Raw genomic sequence first — 15575 nt, 5'->3', positions numbered from 1 at the left:
CCACCGGCGCCAGTCGGTCGCGTCGGGGACCGAACCGACCCGGACCGACCCCGTACCCTGGGAGGCATGTCTGAACGCAAACGTGTCCTGCTGGCCGAACCGCGCGGCTACTGCGCCGGGGTGGACCGTGCCGTGGAGACCGTCGAGCGTGCGCTCGACAAGCACGGTGCGCCGGTGTACGTGCGCAAGGAGATCGTGCACAACCGGCACGTGGTGGAGACCCTCAGCGAGCGCGGCGCGATCTTCGTCGGCGAGACGGACGAGGTGCCCGAAGGGGCGCTTGTGGTGTTCTCCGCGCACGGCGTGTCCCCGGAGGTGCACCGCACCGCCGCCGAACGCAGCCTGAAAACGATCGACGCCACCTGTCCGCTGGTGACCAAGGTCCACCAGGAGGCCAAGCGGTTCGCCCGCGACGATTACGACATACTGCTCATCGGGCACGAGGGTCATGAAGAGGTGGAGGGCACCGCGGGAGAGGCGCCGCAACACGTGCAGCTCGTGGACGGCCCCGACAGTGTCGACAACGTGACGGTGCGCGACGAGTCGAAGATCGTTTGGCTGTCGCAGACCACGCTGTCGGTCGACGAGACGATGGAGACGGTCAACCGGCTGCGTGAGAAGTTCCCGCTGCTCAACGACCCGCCCAGCGACGACATCTGCTATGCCACGCAGAACCGGCAGGTCGCGGTCAAGGCGATGGCGCCGCGCTGCGACCTGGTGATCGTCGTCGGCTCGAAGAACTCGTCGAACTCGGTCCGCCTGGTCGAGGTGGCGTTGCAGGCAGGCGCGAGCGCCGCACATCTCGTCGACTACGCCCGCGACATCGACCTCGACTGGCTCGACGGTGTGGACACGGTCGGGATCACATCGGGCGCGTCGGTGCCGGAGGTGCTGGTGCGTGGCGTGATCGACCTGTTGGCCGAGCACGGTTTCGACTCCGTGGAGTCGGTCACCACCGCCAACGAGACGGTCACCTTCGCGCTGCCACGTGAGTTGCGCCCCGCGCGCACCGCGCGATAGGGCCCGCGGCAACGCTCGGCGTGTCGGTCAGAACTCGTCGGGATCGAGACGTGTGACACGGCGATGGGGTAGCGCGATCGCCAGCACCGCGGCGATCAGTGCGGCACACACCCCGGTTCCGATCATCGCCACGTTGCGCGCGGTGTGATCCGGGGGTGCCTCCGGTGTGGGGGCGGCGATGGCCCTCGGCTGGGCCGCGTCCGGCGTGTCGCGGGGAATCTGATTCGTCAGCGCCGCTACGGGGTCGAGGACCCCGTAGCCGATCGCGGTGTCGTGGCCGGTCCCCGGTCCATGAGCGGTTCGCACAATGCGTGCCATGACCTCCTTCGCGCTGAGCTCGGGATAGCGCGAGCGGACCAACGCCACGGTGCCGGCCACATAGGGCGTGGCGAAGCTCGTTCCGCCGATGGGAACCGGCCCGTCGCGACCCTGTTGTGCATCGACCAGTTTCGATGAGCCGCGCGTGCTGTCGAGGCTGACGATGTCGGTGCCGGGTGCGGCCACCGCCACCCACGGTCCGTGCAGGCTGAAGCCACTGGGGGCTCCGGTGCCTGCGTCCACCGATCCGACCGCGAGCACATACGGGGTGAACCAGGCCGGACTGGCGACGGTGCTCACCGATCCCCAGCCGGTGCCACCTGGTGTCGGTTCCGCGTTCTGCTGCTGGCAGCCGGAGTTCTGCGACAGGTTGCCTGCCGCCACGACCACCACCACGTCGCGGTCGTAGGCGTATTTCACCGCCGCGCCCAGCGATGCGTCGTTGAGCCGGTCGCCGGCGGGTGCGCATGCGACCTCGGAGATGTTGATCACCGTGGCCCCGAGGTCGACGGCGCGGACCACCGCATTTGCCAGGGTGCGCACCGATCCGTAGCCCGAGCCGACCGTGGGGTCCGTGTCGTCGGCGCTGCGGCGGTCTTTGGCCGAGTAGGCACCGCTGGACTGTCGGATCGAGATGAGTGACGACTCGGGGGCGACCCCCGCGAAGGCGTCGCGGCTGCTCGGCCGTGCGGCGATGATCCCGGCCACGAGGGTGCCGTGCGCGTCGCAGTCGGCCAGGCCGGTGCCCGACGACACGTAGTCACCGCCGCCGGCAACCCGGCCCAAGCGCGGATGAGGTGTGACGCCGGTGTCGATCACCGCCACCTTCTGGCCCTTGCCCCGGCTGAAGCGCCACGCCTCGGGAAGGTTCATCATCTTCTGTGCCGCAGTTGGTTTGGAGATGTCGTGGCTGCCCGTTACCAACGGTTTGGCGCACAGCGTGCGCTGTTCGGTCGGCTCCGGTGGCGCAACCGGGGCCGAACGCACGAGGGCTGAGGAGTTCACCGTCGGTGGTGTGATCGCGCCAGCGGGTGCACCCGACAGCGTGAGAGTGAGTACGACGGTCGAGATCATCGCTGCGGCGACCGCCACGTGCCGCTGTCGAACCCGGCCTCCGAAGGTCCTGAAATGCGCGCTGCTGCGCACGTCAGATCTCCCGGACGATCCGGTACAGATCGAGAATCCACAGCAGCAGCGGCACAATGATCGCGACCAGTAGATATTCGGCGATCTCCGCGGCGCGCCGCATGACCGGTGAGAACTCCTGATTCGGTGCCACCACACCGAGCACAAGCGCCGCGACCATGATGCCCATCGCGACCACGAAGGCGGTGATGGGCCAGCCGCCCGCGCCGAATGCCAGACCGGTGGTCAGTCCGAGGAGCGCGAGTGCCCCCGAGCCGATCAGAAAGGCGGCCTGCGCCAGATCGCTGTGTGAGCGTCCCCGCAGGCACAGGACCACCGCGACGATCGCCGCGTAGGCGGCCGATTTCGGCGCGAATCCGGACAGGGGGGCGGCCGCGAGGAAGGCCGACACCGCCGTGACCAGCGACGTGCCGGCAACGATCCCGGTGAGGTAGGCATTGGCCACGAACGACCGTCGCTCCAGGGCATCGGCCTTGGGCAGCGCCATCGCGCCGATCGCGCCGATACCTTCGATCGCCGGTTTCGGCTCGACATCCTCAACGTCGATCGGCGCGCCCGCGGTCGGTACCGGAGGCAATGGCAATTTGGCCAGCACAATGGTCAACCGCGGCGCCAACGCCACCAGCAGCAAGCCGACGGCGGCGAGAACGGCAGCGACATCGCTGATCTCGGCGTCGAGGAGTAGGGCGGCGGTACAGCCGGCCCCGGTCAGCAACGTCGCGGTGGTGACCGCGCTGTGGACAGCGGCGCCTACTGCGGTGAGTCGATACGAGATCACGGTCGCGACCAGAGTCAGCGCGCAGCCGAAGGTCAGGTGTGCGGCGCCGTAGCTGCCCGGCGTCACCAGTATGCCGGTGACGAACACGAGTGGCGTTGCGGCGGCGACAAGCACTGTGGCGCTGAGTTCGTCACGGTAATAGCGCGCGACGATACTGCCCGCGGTGATCAGGCCGATGCCGGCCAGCGCGCTCAATGCGGCCACCCACACCGCCCCGCTGGTGGATCGGTAGGCGCCGAGGGCGACGGCCGCCGCGATCGCCGCGAGCACGGCGACGGTGTAGCCCGCGATCCGGGCGGACGTGGCCGACCAACTGGCGAAGCGAGATTCATTCAAACGAGCGACAGCGTCGACCACGTCGTCGAACAGCGCGGGCGCCTCGCCGGTGCGGGTCGAACGCAGAACCAGCAGGTCACCGTCGCGCACTCCGGACTCTGAGAGACAGCGGTTCGGGGCGATCGGTTCCTGTCCGACCAGGGCCAGCGTCCAGCGCTGCTGACGGTCATGCGGGCGGTCGTCCCCGCCGTCCGGGTCGTCGGGATCCCGACGTGCCGGATTGCGTGACTCTATCTGTGCGATGAGGTCGGGGATGAGTCCCGCGATTGGCATCGCCGCAGGTAAAGCCACATCCAGCTGTGTATTGCCGCCCAGGATCGACACCCGGACCAGTTCCGGTTCGATACCTGAATCGGTGCGTCCGCCTCCGGTCGGCCCGAAGCTCGGCGCGTGCGACATCCTCGTGTGCGCATCCAGAGTCGACATCTGGTGGATCCTCCCCGCCCGGTTCGCGGTTACCATGCGAACCGCGTCAATTGTGTACCAGTGGCGCCCGAGTGCACGAACTCGGGCAGCCGGATCGGGGTCGGGGGGAGATCGCGTGGTGACGACTACGGAGGGGTTCGTCCGCCGTCCGCGGATCACGCCGCCACGGATGCCGGGCGGCGAACTCAATCTGCAGCCGCCGCCGGATGTGCCGCGGGTGGTGCCGGGCAACATGCTGCTCAAACTGCTGCCGGTGGTGATGGTGGTCGCCGTCGTCGGGATGATCGCGCTGATGTTCGTCACCGGCGGACGCAACATCCTGTCCAACCCGCTGTTCATGATGTTTCCGCTGATGATGCTGATGTCGATGTTCGGCATGTTCGCTGCCGGCGGGCGCGGTGGCGGCAAGCGTGCAGCGGAATTGAACGAAGAACGCAAGGACTACTTCCGCTATCTGGGCCAGACCCGGCAACAGGTACTCGAGACGGTGACCGCCCAGCGGGCCGCGGCGACCTGGAGTCACCCGGACCCGACATCGTTGCTCGATGTGATCGGGACGCGGCGGATGTGGGAACGACGCCCCACCGACAGCGATTTCGCCCGGGCCCGGATCGGTCTGGGCACGCAGCGACTCGCGACCCGGCTGATGCCGCCGGAGACGGGCCCGCTCGAGGACATCGAACCGGTGTCGATGGTGGCACTGCGGCGCTTCTCCCGGACGTACTCGTCGGTGCATCGTCTGCCGACGACGGTGTCGTTGCGCGGATTCCCGGCAGTCAACATCGAGGGCGCGCGGCAGGAGACCCGAGATCTGGTGCGCGCGATGATCGTCGAGTTGTGCGCGTTCCACGGACCTGACCACCTGCATGTCGCGATCATCACCGGCGATCCGGCCGGCGAGGCGTGGGACTGGGCCAAATGGCTTCCACACGTGGGACATCCGACGCTGCGCGACGGGGTGGGCGCCATGCGGATGATCTATCCGACGCTGGCGGATTTCGAGAACTCCATGGCCACCGATCTACTCGAGCGAGGACGCTTCAGCCGTTCTGCCCCGCCGACCCCCGGCCGCGCACACCTGGTGGTGGTGCTCGACGACGGTCATGTCGCCGGCGATGAGCGGTTGATCAACGATGCCGGCATGGAGGGGGTCACCGTCCTCGACCTCACCGCACCCCCGGACGGGCTGGCCGCCCGGCGCGGGCTGCAGCTGGTGGTCCGCAACGCAAAGGTGTCCGCGCGCAGTGCGGCCGGCGTCGAGGAGATCGCCGACATGGACTCGCTGAGCATTCCGGAGGCGGAGACGCTGGCGCGCCGGATGGCGCGGTACCGGTTGGCCACCGCGGCGGCGTTGGCCAACCTGGAGAGCGAGGCCACCTCCAGCGATCCCGGATTGCCCGCGCTGCTCGGCATCCACGACGCCACGCGGTTCGATCCGGCGGTCGGCTGGCGAGGTCGTACCGGCCGCGACCGTCTGCGGGTGCCGATCGGGATCACGCCCGATGGGGTACCGGTCGATCTCGACATCAAGGAGAGCGCACACGGTGGCATGGGTCCGCACGGATTGTGTATCGGTGCAACCGGTTCCGGTAAATCCGAGTTCCTGCGCACGCTGGTGCTCGCGATGCTCGCCACGCATTCACCGTCGGAGTTGAACTTCGTCCTCGTCGACTTCAAAGGCGGCGCCACATTCCTGGGGCTCGAGTCGGCGCCGCACGTCGCGGCGATCATCACCAACCTCGAGCAGGAACTGTCGATGGTCGACCGCATGAAGGATGCGCTGTCGGGTGAGATGAACCGCCGCCAGGAACTGCTGCGGTCGGCGGGCAATTTCGCCAACGTCAGCGAGTACGAGCGGGCCCGCGCGTCAGGGGTTCGGCTCGAACCGTTACCCGCCCTGTTCATCGTCGTCGACGAGTTCTCCGAACTACTGGCCCAGAAGCCCGATTTCGCCGAACTCTTCGTCGCGATCGGACGGCTGGGTCGTTCGTTGCACATCCATCTGCTGCTCGCCTCCCAGCGCCTCGAGGAGGGCAAGCTCCGCGGCCTGGACAGTCACCTCTCGTACCGCATTGGTCTGAAAACCTTCTCCGCCAACGAATCCCGCTCCGTGTTGGGTGTGCCAGACGCGTATCACCTGCCCAGTGTGCCGGGATCGGGCTATCTCAAGTGTGATTCGGCCGAGCCGGTGCGTTTCAACACCTCTTACGTGTCGGGCCCCTATCACCCGCCGCTCGCCGCCGACGGTGTCATCGACGACGGGCCGGTGTACAACGGCCCGCGGGGGCGCATGAAGGTCTTCACCGCGCTGCCGGTGCCGCTCGACGACGGTGCCACCAGTGCCTCGGTGCTGGATCAGGCGCAGGCACTGCTGGACGAAGAGCCGCCGGCAGAACCCGACACCCCGTCCTACGACGATCCGGCGGCCGCCTCCGTGCCCACGTTGCTCGATACGCTGGTCGCCCGGATGACCGGACACGGCCCGCCGGCACACGAGGTCTGGCTCAAGCCGCTCAACGAATCGCCGACGGTCGATCATCTCGTCGGACGTCGGGATTGGTCGACGCCCGGGGGAGCCGGCAACCTGCGGCTCGCGGTGGGTCACGTCGACCGTCCGTACGATCAGCGCCGCGACATGCAGGTACTCGATCTCACCGGAGCCGCGGGCAACGTCGCGGTCGTGGGTGGACCGCAGTCGGGTAAGTCGACCGCGGTGCGCACGATCATCATGTCCGCCGCCGCCACCCACACCCCCGAACAGGTGCAGTTCTACTGCCTGGACTTCGGTGGCGGCAGCCTGTCGACGATCGCGGGGCTGCCGCACGTCGGCTCGGTCGCCTCGCGGGGGGACATGGATGCGGTGCGCCGCACGGTCGCCGAGGTCGCCGCGATCGTCCGCAACCGGGAGCTGCTGTTCTCCCGGATGGGTATCGAGTCGATGCGTGACTACCGGGCGCGTCGCGCGGACTGGTTCGCCGGGCGTGGCGCCGACGATCCGCTCGCCGTCGACCGCCACGGTGACGTGTTCCTGGTCATCGACGGTATCGGTGTGCTGCGCAACGAACTCGACTTCCTCGAGGAGCAGGTCACCACGATCGTGTCGCAGGGGCTGTCCTACGGCGTGCACGTCATCGTGACCGCGACCCGCTGGGCCGAGGTCCGCCCCGCCGTCAAGGACCTGATGGGCAGCCGGATCGAATTGAAACTCGGCGACGCGATGGATTCGGAGATGGGTCGGCGTGCGGCTGCGCTGGTGCCGCACAATCGACCCGGCCGCGGCTTGACCCCCGACGAGCTGCACATGCTGATCGCCCTGCCCCGACTCGACGGGGTCAGCGTCGCCGAGACGCTGCCGGCGGGTGTGCAGGATGCGGTCGACAAGCTGGCCGCCGCCTACCGCGGCCGGGAGGCGATGGCCGTGCGCAAGCTCGGCGCGCAGATCGCCCAACGCGACGTCGACTCGCTCGTGGCCGACGCGGGTCTCGAATTGGTGGCCAACCAGGTCGCGGTGGGTGTCGGTGAACTGGAGCTCGCGCCTGTGGTGCTGGACTTCACCACCCAGCCGCACTTCATGGTGTTCTCCGATGTGGAGCACGGCAAGACGACCCTGTTGCGCAACATCGTCGGCGGTCTGGTGCGCAACTCGACGCCCGACGAGGTCAAGATCGTCTTCGTCGATTACCGCCGCACCATGCTCGGCATCATCGACAGTGACCACCTCGGTGGCTACGCGAGCTCGGCCAACAAGGCCGGTCCGATGATGACGCAGTTGGCGGAGATACTGACCGCCCGGCTCCCACCGGAGGATGTGACGCCGCAACAGTTGCGGGACCGCTCCTACTACACGGGGGCCGATGTCTACCTCGTCGTCGACGACTACGACATGGTGGCCACGGCGTCGGGCAATCCGCTGTTCCCGATCGTCGAACTCGCCGCGCACGCGCGCGACATCGGATTCCACATCATCCTCGCGCGTCGCTCGGGCGGAGTGGGACGGGCGATGTTCGATCCGCTCATCGGTCGGCTGAAGGACCTGTCTTGCGACATGCTGCTCATGAGTGGCGACCGGGACGAGGGCTACATCACCGGTCGGGTGCGGATGCAACAACTCATCCCGGGCCGCGGCGAACTCGTCTCCCGGACGCGTCCCCAGGAGATGATCCAGGTCGGCTACGTCGAACCCCAGGAGTGATGGTTGGTGACCGCCGCTGCGCGCCCGACCGTGGTCGATCTCGCCTACGGCGATCTCCGGCTGTCCGACGGTCGTCGCGCCGACGTCGGTGAGCTGCTCGAGGCGGTCGACTCCGCAACGGTGGTGATCGGCGGATCGCGGATCTTCGCCGAGCAGGCATGGCGGGACGTCTGGGCGCAGCTGGGGCTACCCGATCGCGGCCCGGACGGTCCGGTGCCGATGGTCGTCGGACATCCGAGCACGTGGGGCAGCCTGCGGACCGCCGCGTTGGCGCGCTCGCTGCCTCCGATGCCGGCGCCCGTCGAACTTGTTGCGCGTGCGGTCCTGATCGCCCGCAGCCACTGCGACGGCGCGATGCAGCGCTGCGCGGTGGTAGAGACCACGCACGTGCCGGCGCCACCGCACGATCCCGCCCGATCGGTCGTCGTGAACTGGGATGTCGCGCGGATGCGGCGGACCGTCAACGGCTGGTCGGTCGAGGCCACCGATGTGCTCACCCCCGACGCCGATGACATAGCGCAGCGGACCGAGTCGATCGTCGACGACTCGGTCGAGGCGGTCTTCGTCGATGGAGCCGACCCGGCTGAGCGGGATCGCGCACGTGAGGTCGTCGGCACGCACGCCCTGGCCGGCCGCGTGGTCGACGTCGATCGTGCCCTCATCGGCCGATACGGGTGGCGGACCGGTCGTCCGCAGTCCGAAACCGGTCGATACGGCACCGCCGGGCCGATCGCCCCGGAGCCGGTCGCCGGTGGCGCTGATCGAGCCTCACGACGTGCGGTGTGGGCCTCGGGTGTCGTCGCGCTGGTGATCGCGATCGTTGCGGTCGCGGTCGGGGTGGTGCAGGTGGGCCCCGACGATCCCGCGGAGAACACGGTGGCCCTGGGGCGGACCACGATCGTCGTGCCGGCCGACTGGCGGCGCAGCGACCTGGAGTCCTCCGACGGACAGGCCGGCGTGCAGACCACACGCACGGTGTTCGCCGACCCGGACACCGGCCGGCGCCTGCTGGTGGTGCAGAGCGAGGTCCGCTCGGATTCGACGCTGGACTCGGTGGCCCGCAGCCTGGGAAATCGTATCCGGCAGCGCGGTGACGATGTGGTGACCGAGTTCTCGCCGTCGACACGTTTCATGGGTCGCGATGTGATCAGCTATCGGGAAACGCCGGCGTCGGGCAGCACCATCCGCTGGTACGTCCAGGTCGCCGACGGTCTGCAGGTCTCGGTCGGCTGTCAGGACGGCAGTGCCGGTGAATCGGTCGATGCCGAGTGTTCCCGGGCGGTCTCGACGATCAGAATCGAGCCCTCGACGTAGCCCACCACCTGGGGCGGTGGAGCGTTTTGACCCTGACCTGCGCGGTCGCGTAACCTGGATCGCTGGTGCATGGCATCTGGGTCCCCGTGAGGGATGTGGATAGTCGAGGCCCGGGTCCCCACTGGTCGCCGGGAGCAACCTCTGCCATCGTGCCCGACCAGCACCCACATCGACAGAGTTGAGGACAACTGTGCCTACCTACACCCCGAAGGCCGGTGACATCACGCGTGCGTGGCATGTCATCGACGCCACCGACGTGGTGCTCGGCCGCCTCGCCGTGCAGAGCGCGAACCTGCTCCGCGGCAAGCACAAGGCGACCTATGCGCCCCATGTCGATGGTGGTGACTACGTCATCATCATCAACGCCGAGAAGGTCGTGCTGACCAGCAACAAGGCCGACCGCAAGCTGAACTACCGCCACTCCGGGCATCCGGGTGGGCTCAAGGTCCAGACGACTGCCGAGCTCCTGGAGACCCACCCCGAGCGCGTGGTCGAGAAGGCGATCAAGGGCATGCTGCCCTCCACCAAGCTGGGTCGCGCGATGGCCGGAAAGCTGAAGGTGTACGCCGGACCGAACCATCCCCACGAGGCACAGCGCCCCGTGTCCTTCGAGATCAAGCAGGTGGCCCAGTGAGCAACGAGAACATCAACGAACCGGCCGTCGAGATCGACGACGAGGTGCAGGCCGCTGCTGCCGACACCGGCGTCGAGGCAGTGGAGCAGGCCGCCGACGACTACGACACCGATGTCGCCGTCGCTGTGAGCGACGACGTGCGTGAGACGGTCGTCCTCGATCGCCCCATCCAGACCGTCGGCCGCCGCAAGGAAGCCGTGGTGCGGGTGCGTCTCGTGCCGGGCACCGGCGAGTTCAACCTGAACGGCCGGACCCTCGAGAACTACTTCCCCAACAAGGTGCACCAGCAGCTCATCAAGGCTCCGCTGGTCACCGTCGAGCGCACCGAGTCGTTCGACATCTTCGCCAAGCTCGTCGGTGGTGGCCCCTCGGGCCAGGCCGGTGCGCTGCGTCTGGGCATCGCCCGCGCGCTGATCGAGGTCACCCCCGAGGATCGTCCGGCACTGAAGAAGGCCGGCTTCCTCACCCGTGACCCGCGCGCCGTGGAGCGCAAGAAGTACGGCCTCAAGAAGGCCCGCAAGGCGTCGCAGTACTCCAAGCGCTGAGAGTGGCACGCCTTTTCGGTACCGACGGCGTCCGGGGCCTGGCCAACGACGAGCTCACCCCAGAGCTCGCGTTGCGCCTGGCCTCGGCCGCCGCGGTCGTTTTCGAACACCAGTCCACCACCGACGTCCGGCCGCGGGCGGTCGTCGGTCGTGATCCCCGTGCATCCGGTGAGATGCTGGAGGCCGCTGTCTGTGCGGGCCTCGCTGCCACCGGAGTGGACGCGATCCGCGTCGGTGTCGTGCCGACGCCGGCTGTCGCGTTCCTCACCGCCGACTACGGCGCCGACTTCGGTGTGATGATCTCCGCATCGCACAATCCGATGCCCGACAACGGCATCAAATTCTTCTCGGGTGGCGGTCACAAACTCGCCGATGCGGTCGAAGACCGGATCGAGGCGGCGATGGCCGATGACGAGTTCGCCCGCCCGATCGGCGCGGCCGTCGGCCGGATCATCGACGCCGCCGACGCCGGTGACCGGTACCTGCGTCATCTGACCGCCGCCATCGACCAGCGTCTCGACGGCCTCACCGTGGTCGTCGACTGTGCGCACGGTGCGGCCTCGGATATCGCGCCGAGTGCGTACGCCGCCGCCGGCGCCCGGGTCATTGCGATCCACGCCGAACCCGACGGTCTCAACATCAACGACGGCTGCGGTTCCACCCACATGGGCAAGCTGCAGGCAGCGGTTCTCGAGCACGGCGCCGACCTCGGTTTGGCCCACGACGGCGACGCCGATCGCTGTCTCGCGGTGGACGCATCCGGCCAGATCGTCGACGGCGATGCGATCATGGCGGTCCTTGCGACCGCTCTGCGCGACCGGGATCGGCTGCATGACAACGTGCTCGTCGCGACGGTGATGAGCAATCTGGGTCTGCACATCGCCATGCGCGATGCGGGTATCACCTTGCGCACCACCGCTGTCGGTGATCGGTATGTGCTCGAAGAGCTGCGTCGCGGCGGGTATTCGCTGGGCGGCGAGCAGTCCGGTCACATCGTCATCCCCGCTTCTGGAACCACCGGCGACGGAGTCCTCACAGGCCTGCTGCTGATGGAGCAGATCGCGGCGACGGGGCGTCGCCTCGACGAACTCGCCGCGATCATGACCGTGCTGCCCCAAGAGCTGATCAATGTACGGGTCGCCGACAAACACATGGTGGCACGGTCGGAGAAGGTCCGACAGTCGGTGGTCGACGCCGAGACCGAGCTCGGTGGGGACGGCCGGGTGCTGCTGCGCCCGTCCGGCACCGAGCAGTTGGTGCGGGTGATGGTCGAGGCACCGACGGCGGACGCGGCGCAGACCGTGGCCCGGCGCATCGCCGCGGTGGTGGAGGCTGCGGGCACATGACCCGCCCACAGGCGGTGCTGTTCGACTTCTCCGGCACGCTCTTCCGCTTCGAGGCGCGCGACGAATGGTTCGCGGAGCTGCACGACGCCGACGGCAACGCGCTGCATCTGGACACCCAGGCGGAACTGATCCGCCGGATGACGCAGCCGGTGGGGATTCCCGCCGCGTTGGCCGATGAGGACCGGATCGCCTGGGAACAGCGTGATCTCGATCCGGCCCAACACCGCAAGGCCTACCTGTCGATGCTGCGCGCATCCGGTCTCAGCGTGGCCGATCACGCTGAACAGCTGTATGCGCGAGTACTCGATCCGCACTCGTGGCGGATCTTCGACGACACCTGCGCCGTGCTCAAAGGTGTGCGTGCGGCCGGCATCCGGGTCGGCGTGGTGAGCAACATCGCCTTCGACCTGCGTGAGGTGCTCGCGCTGCACGGCATCGAGGACCTGGTCGAGCAGTATGCGCTGTCGTACGAGGTCGGCGCGATCAAGCCGAACCCGGAGATCTTCCACGCTGCGCTCGACCCGCTGGGGATCGAGCCGGCGGCTGCACTGATGGTCGGCGACAGTGAGCACGCCGACGGGGGAGCACGCGCCATCGGATGCGACTTCGCTCTGGTGCACGACGTGCCACCGGCGCAACGGTCGACCGCTCTGATCGACGCAGTGCGAGCCCGCGGCGTGGACCTGTCGCGCTGATTTCTCGGTGTCCCCACGGAACCTGATCGGGTCGTCGCGCGTCTAAGTGGTGCTGTTCGTAAATTCGTCCGGGGTATTCATCGAACGCCGAAGACCCCCGACGAATTTGCGGACAGGGCCACTAAGGTCTGAGAGAACACGAGGCGAGGGGGTCGGGATGGTCGATGTGCCGACATCGGTCGATGTCGACGAGATCAGCGGCGTGATCGCGTTCTATCGATCCGCGGCCGACGTGGTCGATGCCGCCGCGACAGATCTGGCCGGTCATGATCTGGGCAACTGGGCGGTGGGCGAGGAGTATCACGAACTCGGGGAGCGCTACCGCGAGATGGGTCGCCTCATCTCCGAGCGGCTCGGTGCGCAGGCCCGCGCGGCCGACCGCCTGGCCGAGGCGCTGCACGAGGCGATGACGGCGTTGGTGGCGACCGACACCGAGATTGGCGCGACCGAGATCGCCGATCCGATCGCGCGCAGAGGCCGCCGATGACGCGATCGCCCGATTCCCTGCCCGCCCTGCGGGACCACGCCGTCGGCGGACTCGAGCACCTCGGTGAACTGCTCGAGTTGGCGGCCGGCCTAGGTGCCGCAGTGGCCGGAACCGAGGCGATACAGCGGCCGTTCCGGCAGGTCGGTGGGGTGGACCCGGCCCTGATGGCGGCGGAGGGCAGGCGGCTGTCGGCGGCACATCGGTCGGTCGCCGAGCGGCTGCATCGACTTCCCGAGCAGCAGGTCCGCCTGGACCGCGGGTGGACCGGCGAGACCGGCTCGCGTGCGGTGATCGCGGTGATCGAGCATCAACGCCGAGCTGAGGCCGACCTCCATGTGTTGCGGACGCTGGCCGAGGCGACTGCCGCTGCGGCGGCGGGAATCGACCAATTGTTGCGGACCTGGTACCTCACCGTCGCGCGGTTGTCGGTGCCGCTGGCCGCCGGTGTCCCGATCGGCGAGGTGCCCGGGGCGCTGGCGAGCGGACGCCTGCGCGTCGACCTGGTCGTCGACGACATCGTCTCGCGTGTCGGCCTGTACTTCACCACAGCGGAGGCGACGATCACCGGGATCGACGAGATCGTTGAGCACCTCGATCGCGCGACCGAGGACCTGGCGGCAGACGCCTATCCGGGTGACACGGACCAGCCGAGCGGTGCGGTTTCTGTCGCGCGTGCGTCAGTACCGAACGCTCCCACCGGTACAGACACTGCCGCGTCGACCGACCGCGATACCCCCGACCGCGATACCCCCGACCGCGATACCCCCGACCGCGATACCGACGTGCCGCTGCGGTTGCGGTCGTCGACTACGCCGACGCTCGAGGACGATCCCGAGCAGCCTCATCAGGTCCCGTCGGCGACGACAGAGGAAGCCGCCTCGCACCCGTCGCCCGTGGCCACCGGCGCCCCGGCACTCGAGTCCCCGCCCGCAGATTTCGCACCTGCAGAGTCCCCGGCTCCGCCATCTCCGGCACTCGAGTCCCCGCCCCCTGCCTCTCCGCCGTCGGGTTCGTCACCGGCGCATCCCTCATCCGGTGGCGAACTCGCGCTGGCCGGTGAGCAGTGATGGCCGACGCTGGGCAGGCGCGATGAATTTGGCCGATCAGATCGAGGCGATCGCACGGCGGGCCACCGCTCGCGTGGTCGCCGCCTCCAACGAATTCTCTGCCACGCAACGTCGGCTCGTCGCGGCATGCGCCGAGCACCGCGCGGCGACCGCGACAGCCGACGAGCGGTTGCGCGGCGAGCTGCATCGGGAGTCCGAGGTCGCCGAGACGGCCATACCCCGGATACTGCTGCCCGCCGACCAGGCCGCCGCGAGTCCGCACACCCCGGTCCCCGACGAATCGGTCTCGGGCGAATAGGCTGTCGGTGTGCCGGCAACCAAACCAGGACCGTCCAGTTCAGCACCGCGTCGTCCGCTGCCATCGGGCTCGCCGGGCAAGCTGATGTCGGAGTTGGGGCGTCGCGGCCCCTACCGTGTGCTGCGCGGTGATCTCGGGATCGTGGGTATGCGCGGGCAGGTGTTCTCGCCCGACAGCGGGCGCCGATTGCCGGCGATCGCGGTCGGACACACCTGGATGGCCGACAGCCAGCGCTATCGAGACCTGCTCTACCACTTCGCTTCCTGGGGTTTCGTGACGGTCGCCCCCGACGCCAACAGCGGGTTCTTCGCCTCCGACATCGGTCTGGCCGCTGATCTGCGGGCCGCACTCGACATCGTCTCGCATGTGCCACTCGGGCACGGTGCGGTGACCGTCGATCCCGATCGTCTGGGCCTGGTGGGGCACGGTTTCGGAGCGTCGGCCGCGGTGCTGGCCGCATCGGATCAGGCGTTGCGCGGACACCGGGCGCCGGAGTTGGGCGGTGTGGTCGCGGCGTTCCCGGCGCCGACCACGTCGGCGCTGCTGCCCGCGGCGGCTCTTGTCCGTGCGCCGGGCCTGATCATCGCCGGTGCGGGTGAGCTCGACACGATGGATGCGAACGCACTTCCGCTGGCGCAGGCCTACGGCGCAGATGTGGTCTTGCGCACCGTGCCTCGGGGTGCGGCTCGCGACCTGCTCGAGCGCCGCACGATCAAGTCCTTCGTCGGTATGAACGGATCCGACCGAGCGCTCCACGCCATGATTCGCGCCGCTGGCACCGGATTTCTCCTGCACAGCGTGGCCGGGGAGAAGGGGTTCGGCGGATTCGCCGACGCCGACGGTGCGGTGGGCAAGTTGAGTGCTGTCGACCTCACGGATCCGCCCGTGCAGGCAGTCGACGCGGTGTCCCACCTCCTCGGCGCCAAACCACGGAAGCGGCGGCTCAAGAAGCGTTGAATTCACAGGTACGCTG

At 68.5% G+C, this 15575-nt stretch carries 13 protein-coding genes; 11 read left to right on the top strand and 2 right to left on the bottom strand.

The window, feature by feature from the left end; genetic code table 11:
* The first annotated feature begins 66 nt into the window (after nt 1-66).
* Nucleotides 67-1020, top strand: coding sequence for a 4-hydroxy-3-methylbut-2-enyl diphosphate reductase (locus tag VX037_RS10485; RefSeq protein ID WP_235723682.1), 954 nt, complete (start codon nt 67-69; stop codon nt 1018-1020).
* 27 nt (nt 1021-1047) lie between these two features.
* On the opposite strand, the gene mycP is transcribed toward VX037_RS10485, so the two are convergent.
* Entirely contained in the window at nt 1048-2412 is a 1365-nt protein-coding gene (gene mycP, locus VX037_RS10480) for a type VII secretion-associated serine protease mycosin (protein ID WP_235723754.1), read from the bottom strand.
* A gap of 73 nt (nt 2413-2485) precedes the next feature.
* Nucleotides 2486-4024, bottom strand: coding sequence for a type VII secretion integral membrane protein EccD (gene eccD, locus VX037_RS10475; protein WP_372475001.1), 1539 nt, complete (start codon nt 4022-4024; stop codon nt 2486-2488).
* Nucleotides 4025-4139: 115 nt separating this feature from the next.
* On the opposite strand from eccD, the gene eccCa reads away from it, so the two are divergent.
* The 10 genes from eccCa to VX037_RS10425 all read left to right on the top strand — a co-directional run bounded on the left by eccCa (nt 4140) and on the right by VX037_RS10425 (nt 15559).
* A complete protein-coding gene (gene eccCa, locus VX037_RS10470; RefSeq protein WP_328714139.1) occupies nt 4140-8216 on the top strand; it encodes a type VII secretion protein EccCa in 4077 nt (1358 codons plus the stop codon).
* 6 nt (nt 8217-8222) lie between these two features.
* Nucleotides 8223-9530: a type VII secretion-associated protein gene (locus VX037_RS10465; protein ID WP_308203645.1), complete on the top strand. Its 1308-nt coding sequence runs from the start codon at nt 8223-8225 to the stop codon at nt 9528-9530.
* A gap of 190 nt (nt 9531-9720) precedes the next feature.
* Entirely contained in the window at nt 9721-10164 is a 444-nt protein-coding gene (rplM, locus tag VX037_RS10460) for a 50S ribosomal protein L13 (protein ID WP_235723685.1), read from the top strand.
* Nucleotides 10161-10709, top strand: a complete 549-nt coding sequence (rpsI, locus tag VX037_RS10455) for a 30S ribosomal protein S9 (protein WP_235723686.1) — start codon at nt 10161-10163, stop codon at nt 10707-10709. Before rplM ends, rpsI begins: the two co-directional genes overlap by 4 nt.
* A 2-nt stretch (nt 10710-10711) precedes the next feature.
* The gene (gene glmM, locus VX037_RS10450; protein ID WP_235723687.1) at nt 10712-12055 is read left to right on the top strand and encodes a phosphoglucosamine mutase; all 1344 of its coding nucleotides are present in this window, start codon (nt 10712-10714) and stop codon (nt 12053-12055) included.
* A complete protein-coding gene (locus VX037_RS10445) occupies nt 12052-12750 on the top strand; it encodes an HAD family hydrolase (protein WP_235723688.1) in 699 nt (232 codons plus the stop codon). The genes glmM and VX037_RS10445 overlap by 4 nt, the downstream gene beginning before the upstream one ends.
* Nucleotides 12751-12907: 157 nt before the next feature.
* On the top strand, nt 12908-13237 hold the full coding sequence (locus VX037_RS10440; protein WP_235723689.1) for a hypothetical protein: 330 nt from the start codon (nt 12908-12910) through the stop codon (nt 13235-13237).
* Entirely contained in the window at nt 13234-14304 is a 1071-nt protein-coding gene (locus VX037_RS10435; RefSeq protein WP_266059597.1) for a hypothetical protein, read from the top strand. The genes VX037_RS10440 and VX037_RS10435 overlap by 4 nt, the downstream gene beginning before the upstream one ends.
* A gap of 22 nt (nt 14305-14326) precedes the next feature.
* A complete protein-coding gene (locus VX037_RS10430) occupies nt 14327-14602 on the top strand; it encodes a hypothetical protein (protein ID WP_235723691.1) in 276 nt (91 codons plus the stop codon).
* 9 nt (nt 14603-14611) lie between these two features.
* Entirely contained in the window at nt 14612-15559 is a 948-nt protein-coding gene (locus VX037_RS10425) for a dienelactone hydrolase family protein (RefSeq protein ID WP_266059596.1), read from the top strand.
* Nucleotides 15560-15575 lie beyond the last annotated feature (16 nt).

The organism is Gordonia sp. Z-3 (genome assembly GCF_036233855.1).
Lineage (GTDB): Bacteria > Actinomycetota > Actinomycetes > Mycobacteriales > Mycobacteriaceae > Gordonia > Gordonia tangerina.
This window is presented reverse-complemented; position numbering and strand designations above follow the sequence as displayed.

Excerpts from the sequence above, each read along its gene's own strand:
- mycP (WP_235723754.1), bottom strand. The coding sequence starts at position 2,412 with ATGATCTCGACCGTCGTACTCACTCTCACGCTGTCGGGTGCACCCGCT.
- VX037_RS10435 (WP_266059597.1), top strand. The coding sequence starts at position 13,234 with ATGACGCGATCGCCCGATTCCCTGCCCGCCCTGCGGGACCACGCCGTC.
- eccD (WP_372475001.1), bottom strand. The coding sequence starts at position 4,024 with ATGTCGACTCTGGATGCGCACACGAGGATGTCGCACGCGCCGAGCTTC.
- VX037_RS10430 (WP_235723691.1), top strand. The coding sequence starts at position 14,327 with ATGAATTTGGCCGATCAGATCGAGGCGATCGCACGGCGGGCCACCGCT.
- VX037_RS10440 (WP_235723689.1), top strand. The coding sequence starts at position 12,908 with ATGGTCGATGTGCCGACATCGGTCGATGTCGACGAGATCAGCGGCGTG.
- VX037_RS10445 (WP_235723688.1), top strand. The coding sequence starts at position 12,052 with ATGACCCGCCCACAGGCGGTGCTGTTCGACTTCTCCGGCACGCTCTTC.
- VX037_RS10485 (WP_235723682.1), top strand. The coding sequence starts at position 67 with ATGTCTGAACGCAAACGTGTCCTGCTGGCCGAACCGCGCGGCTACTGC.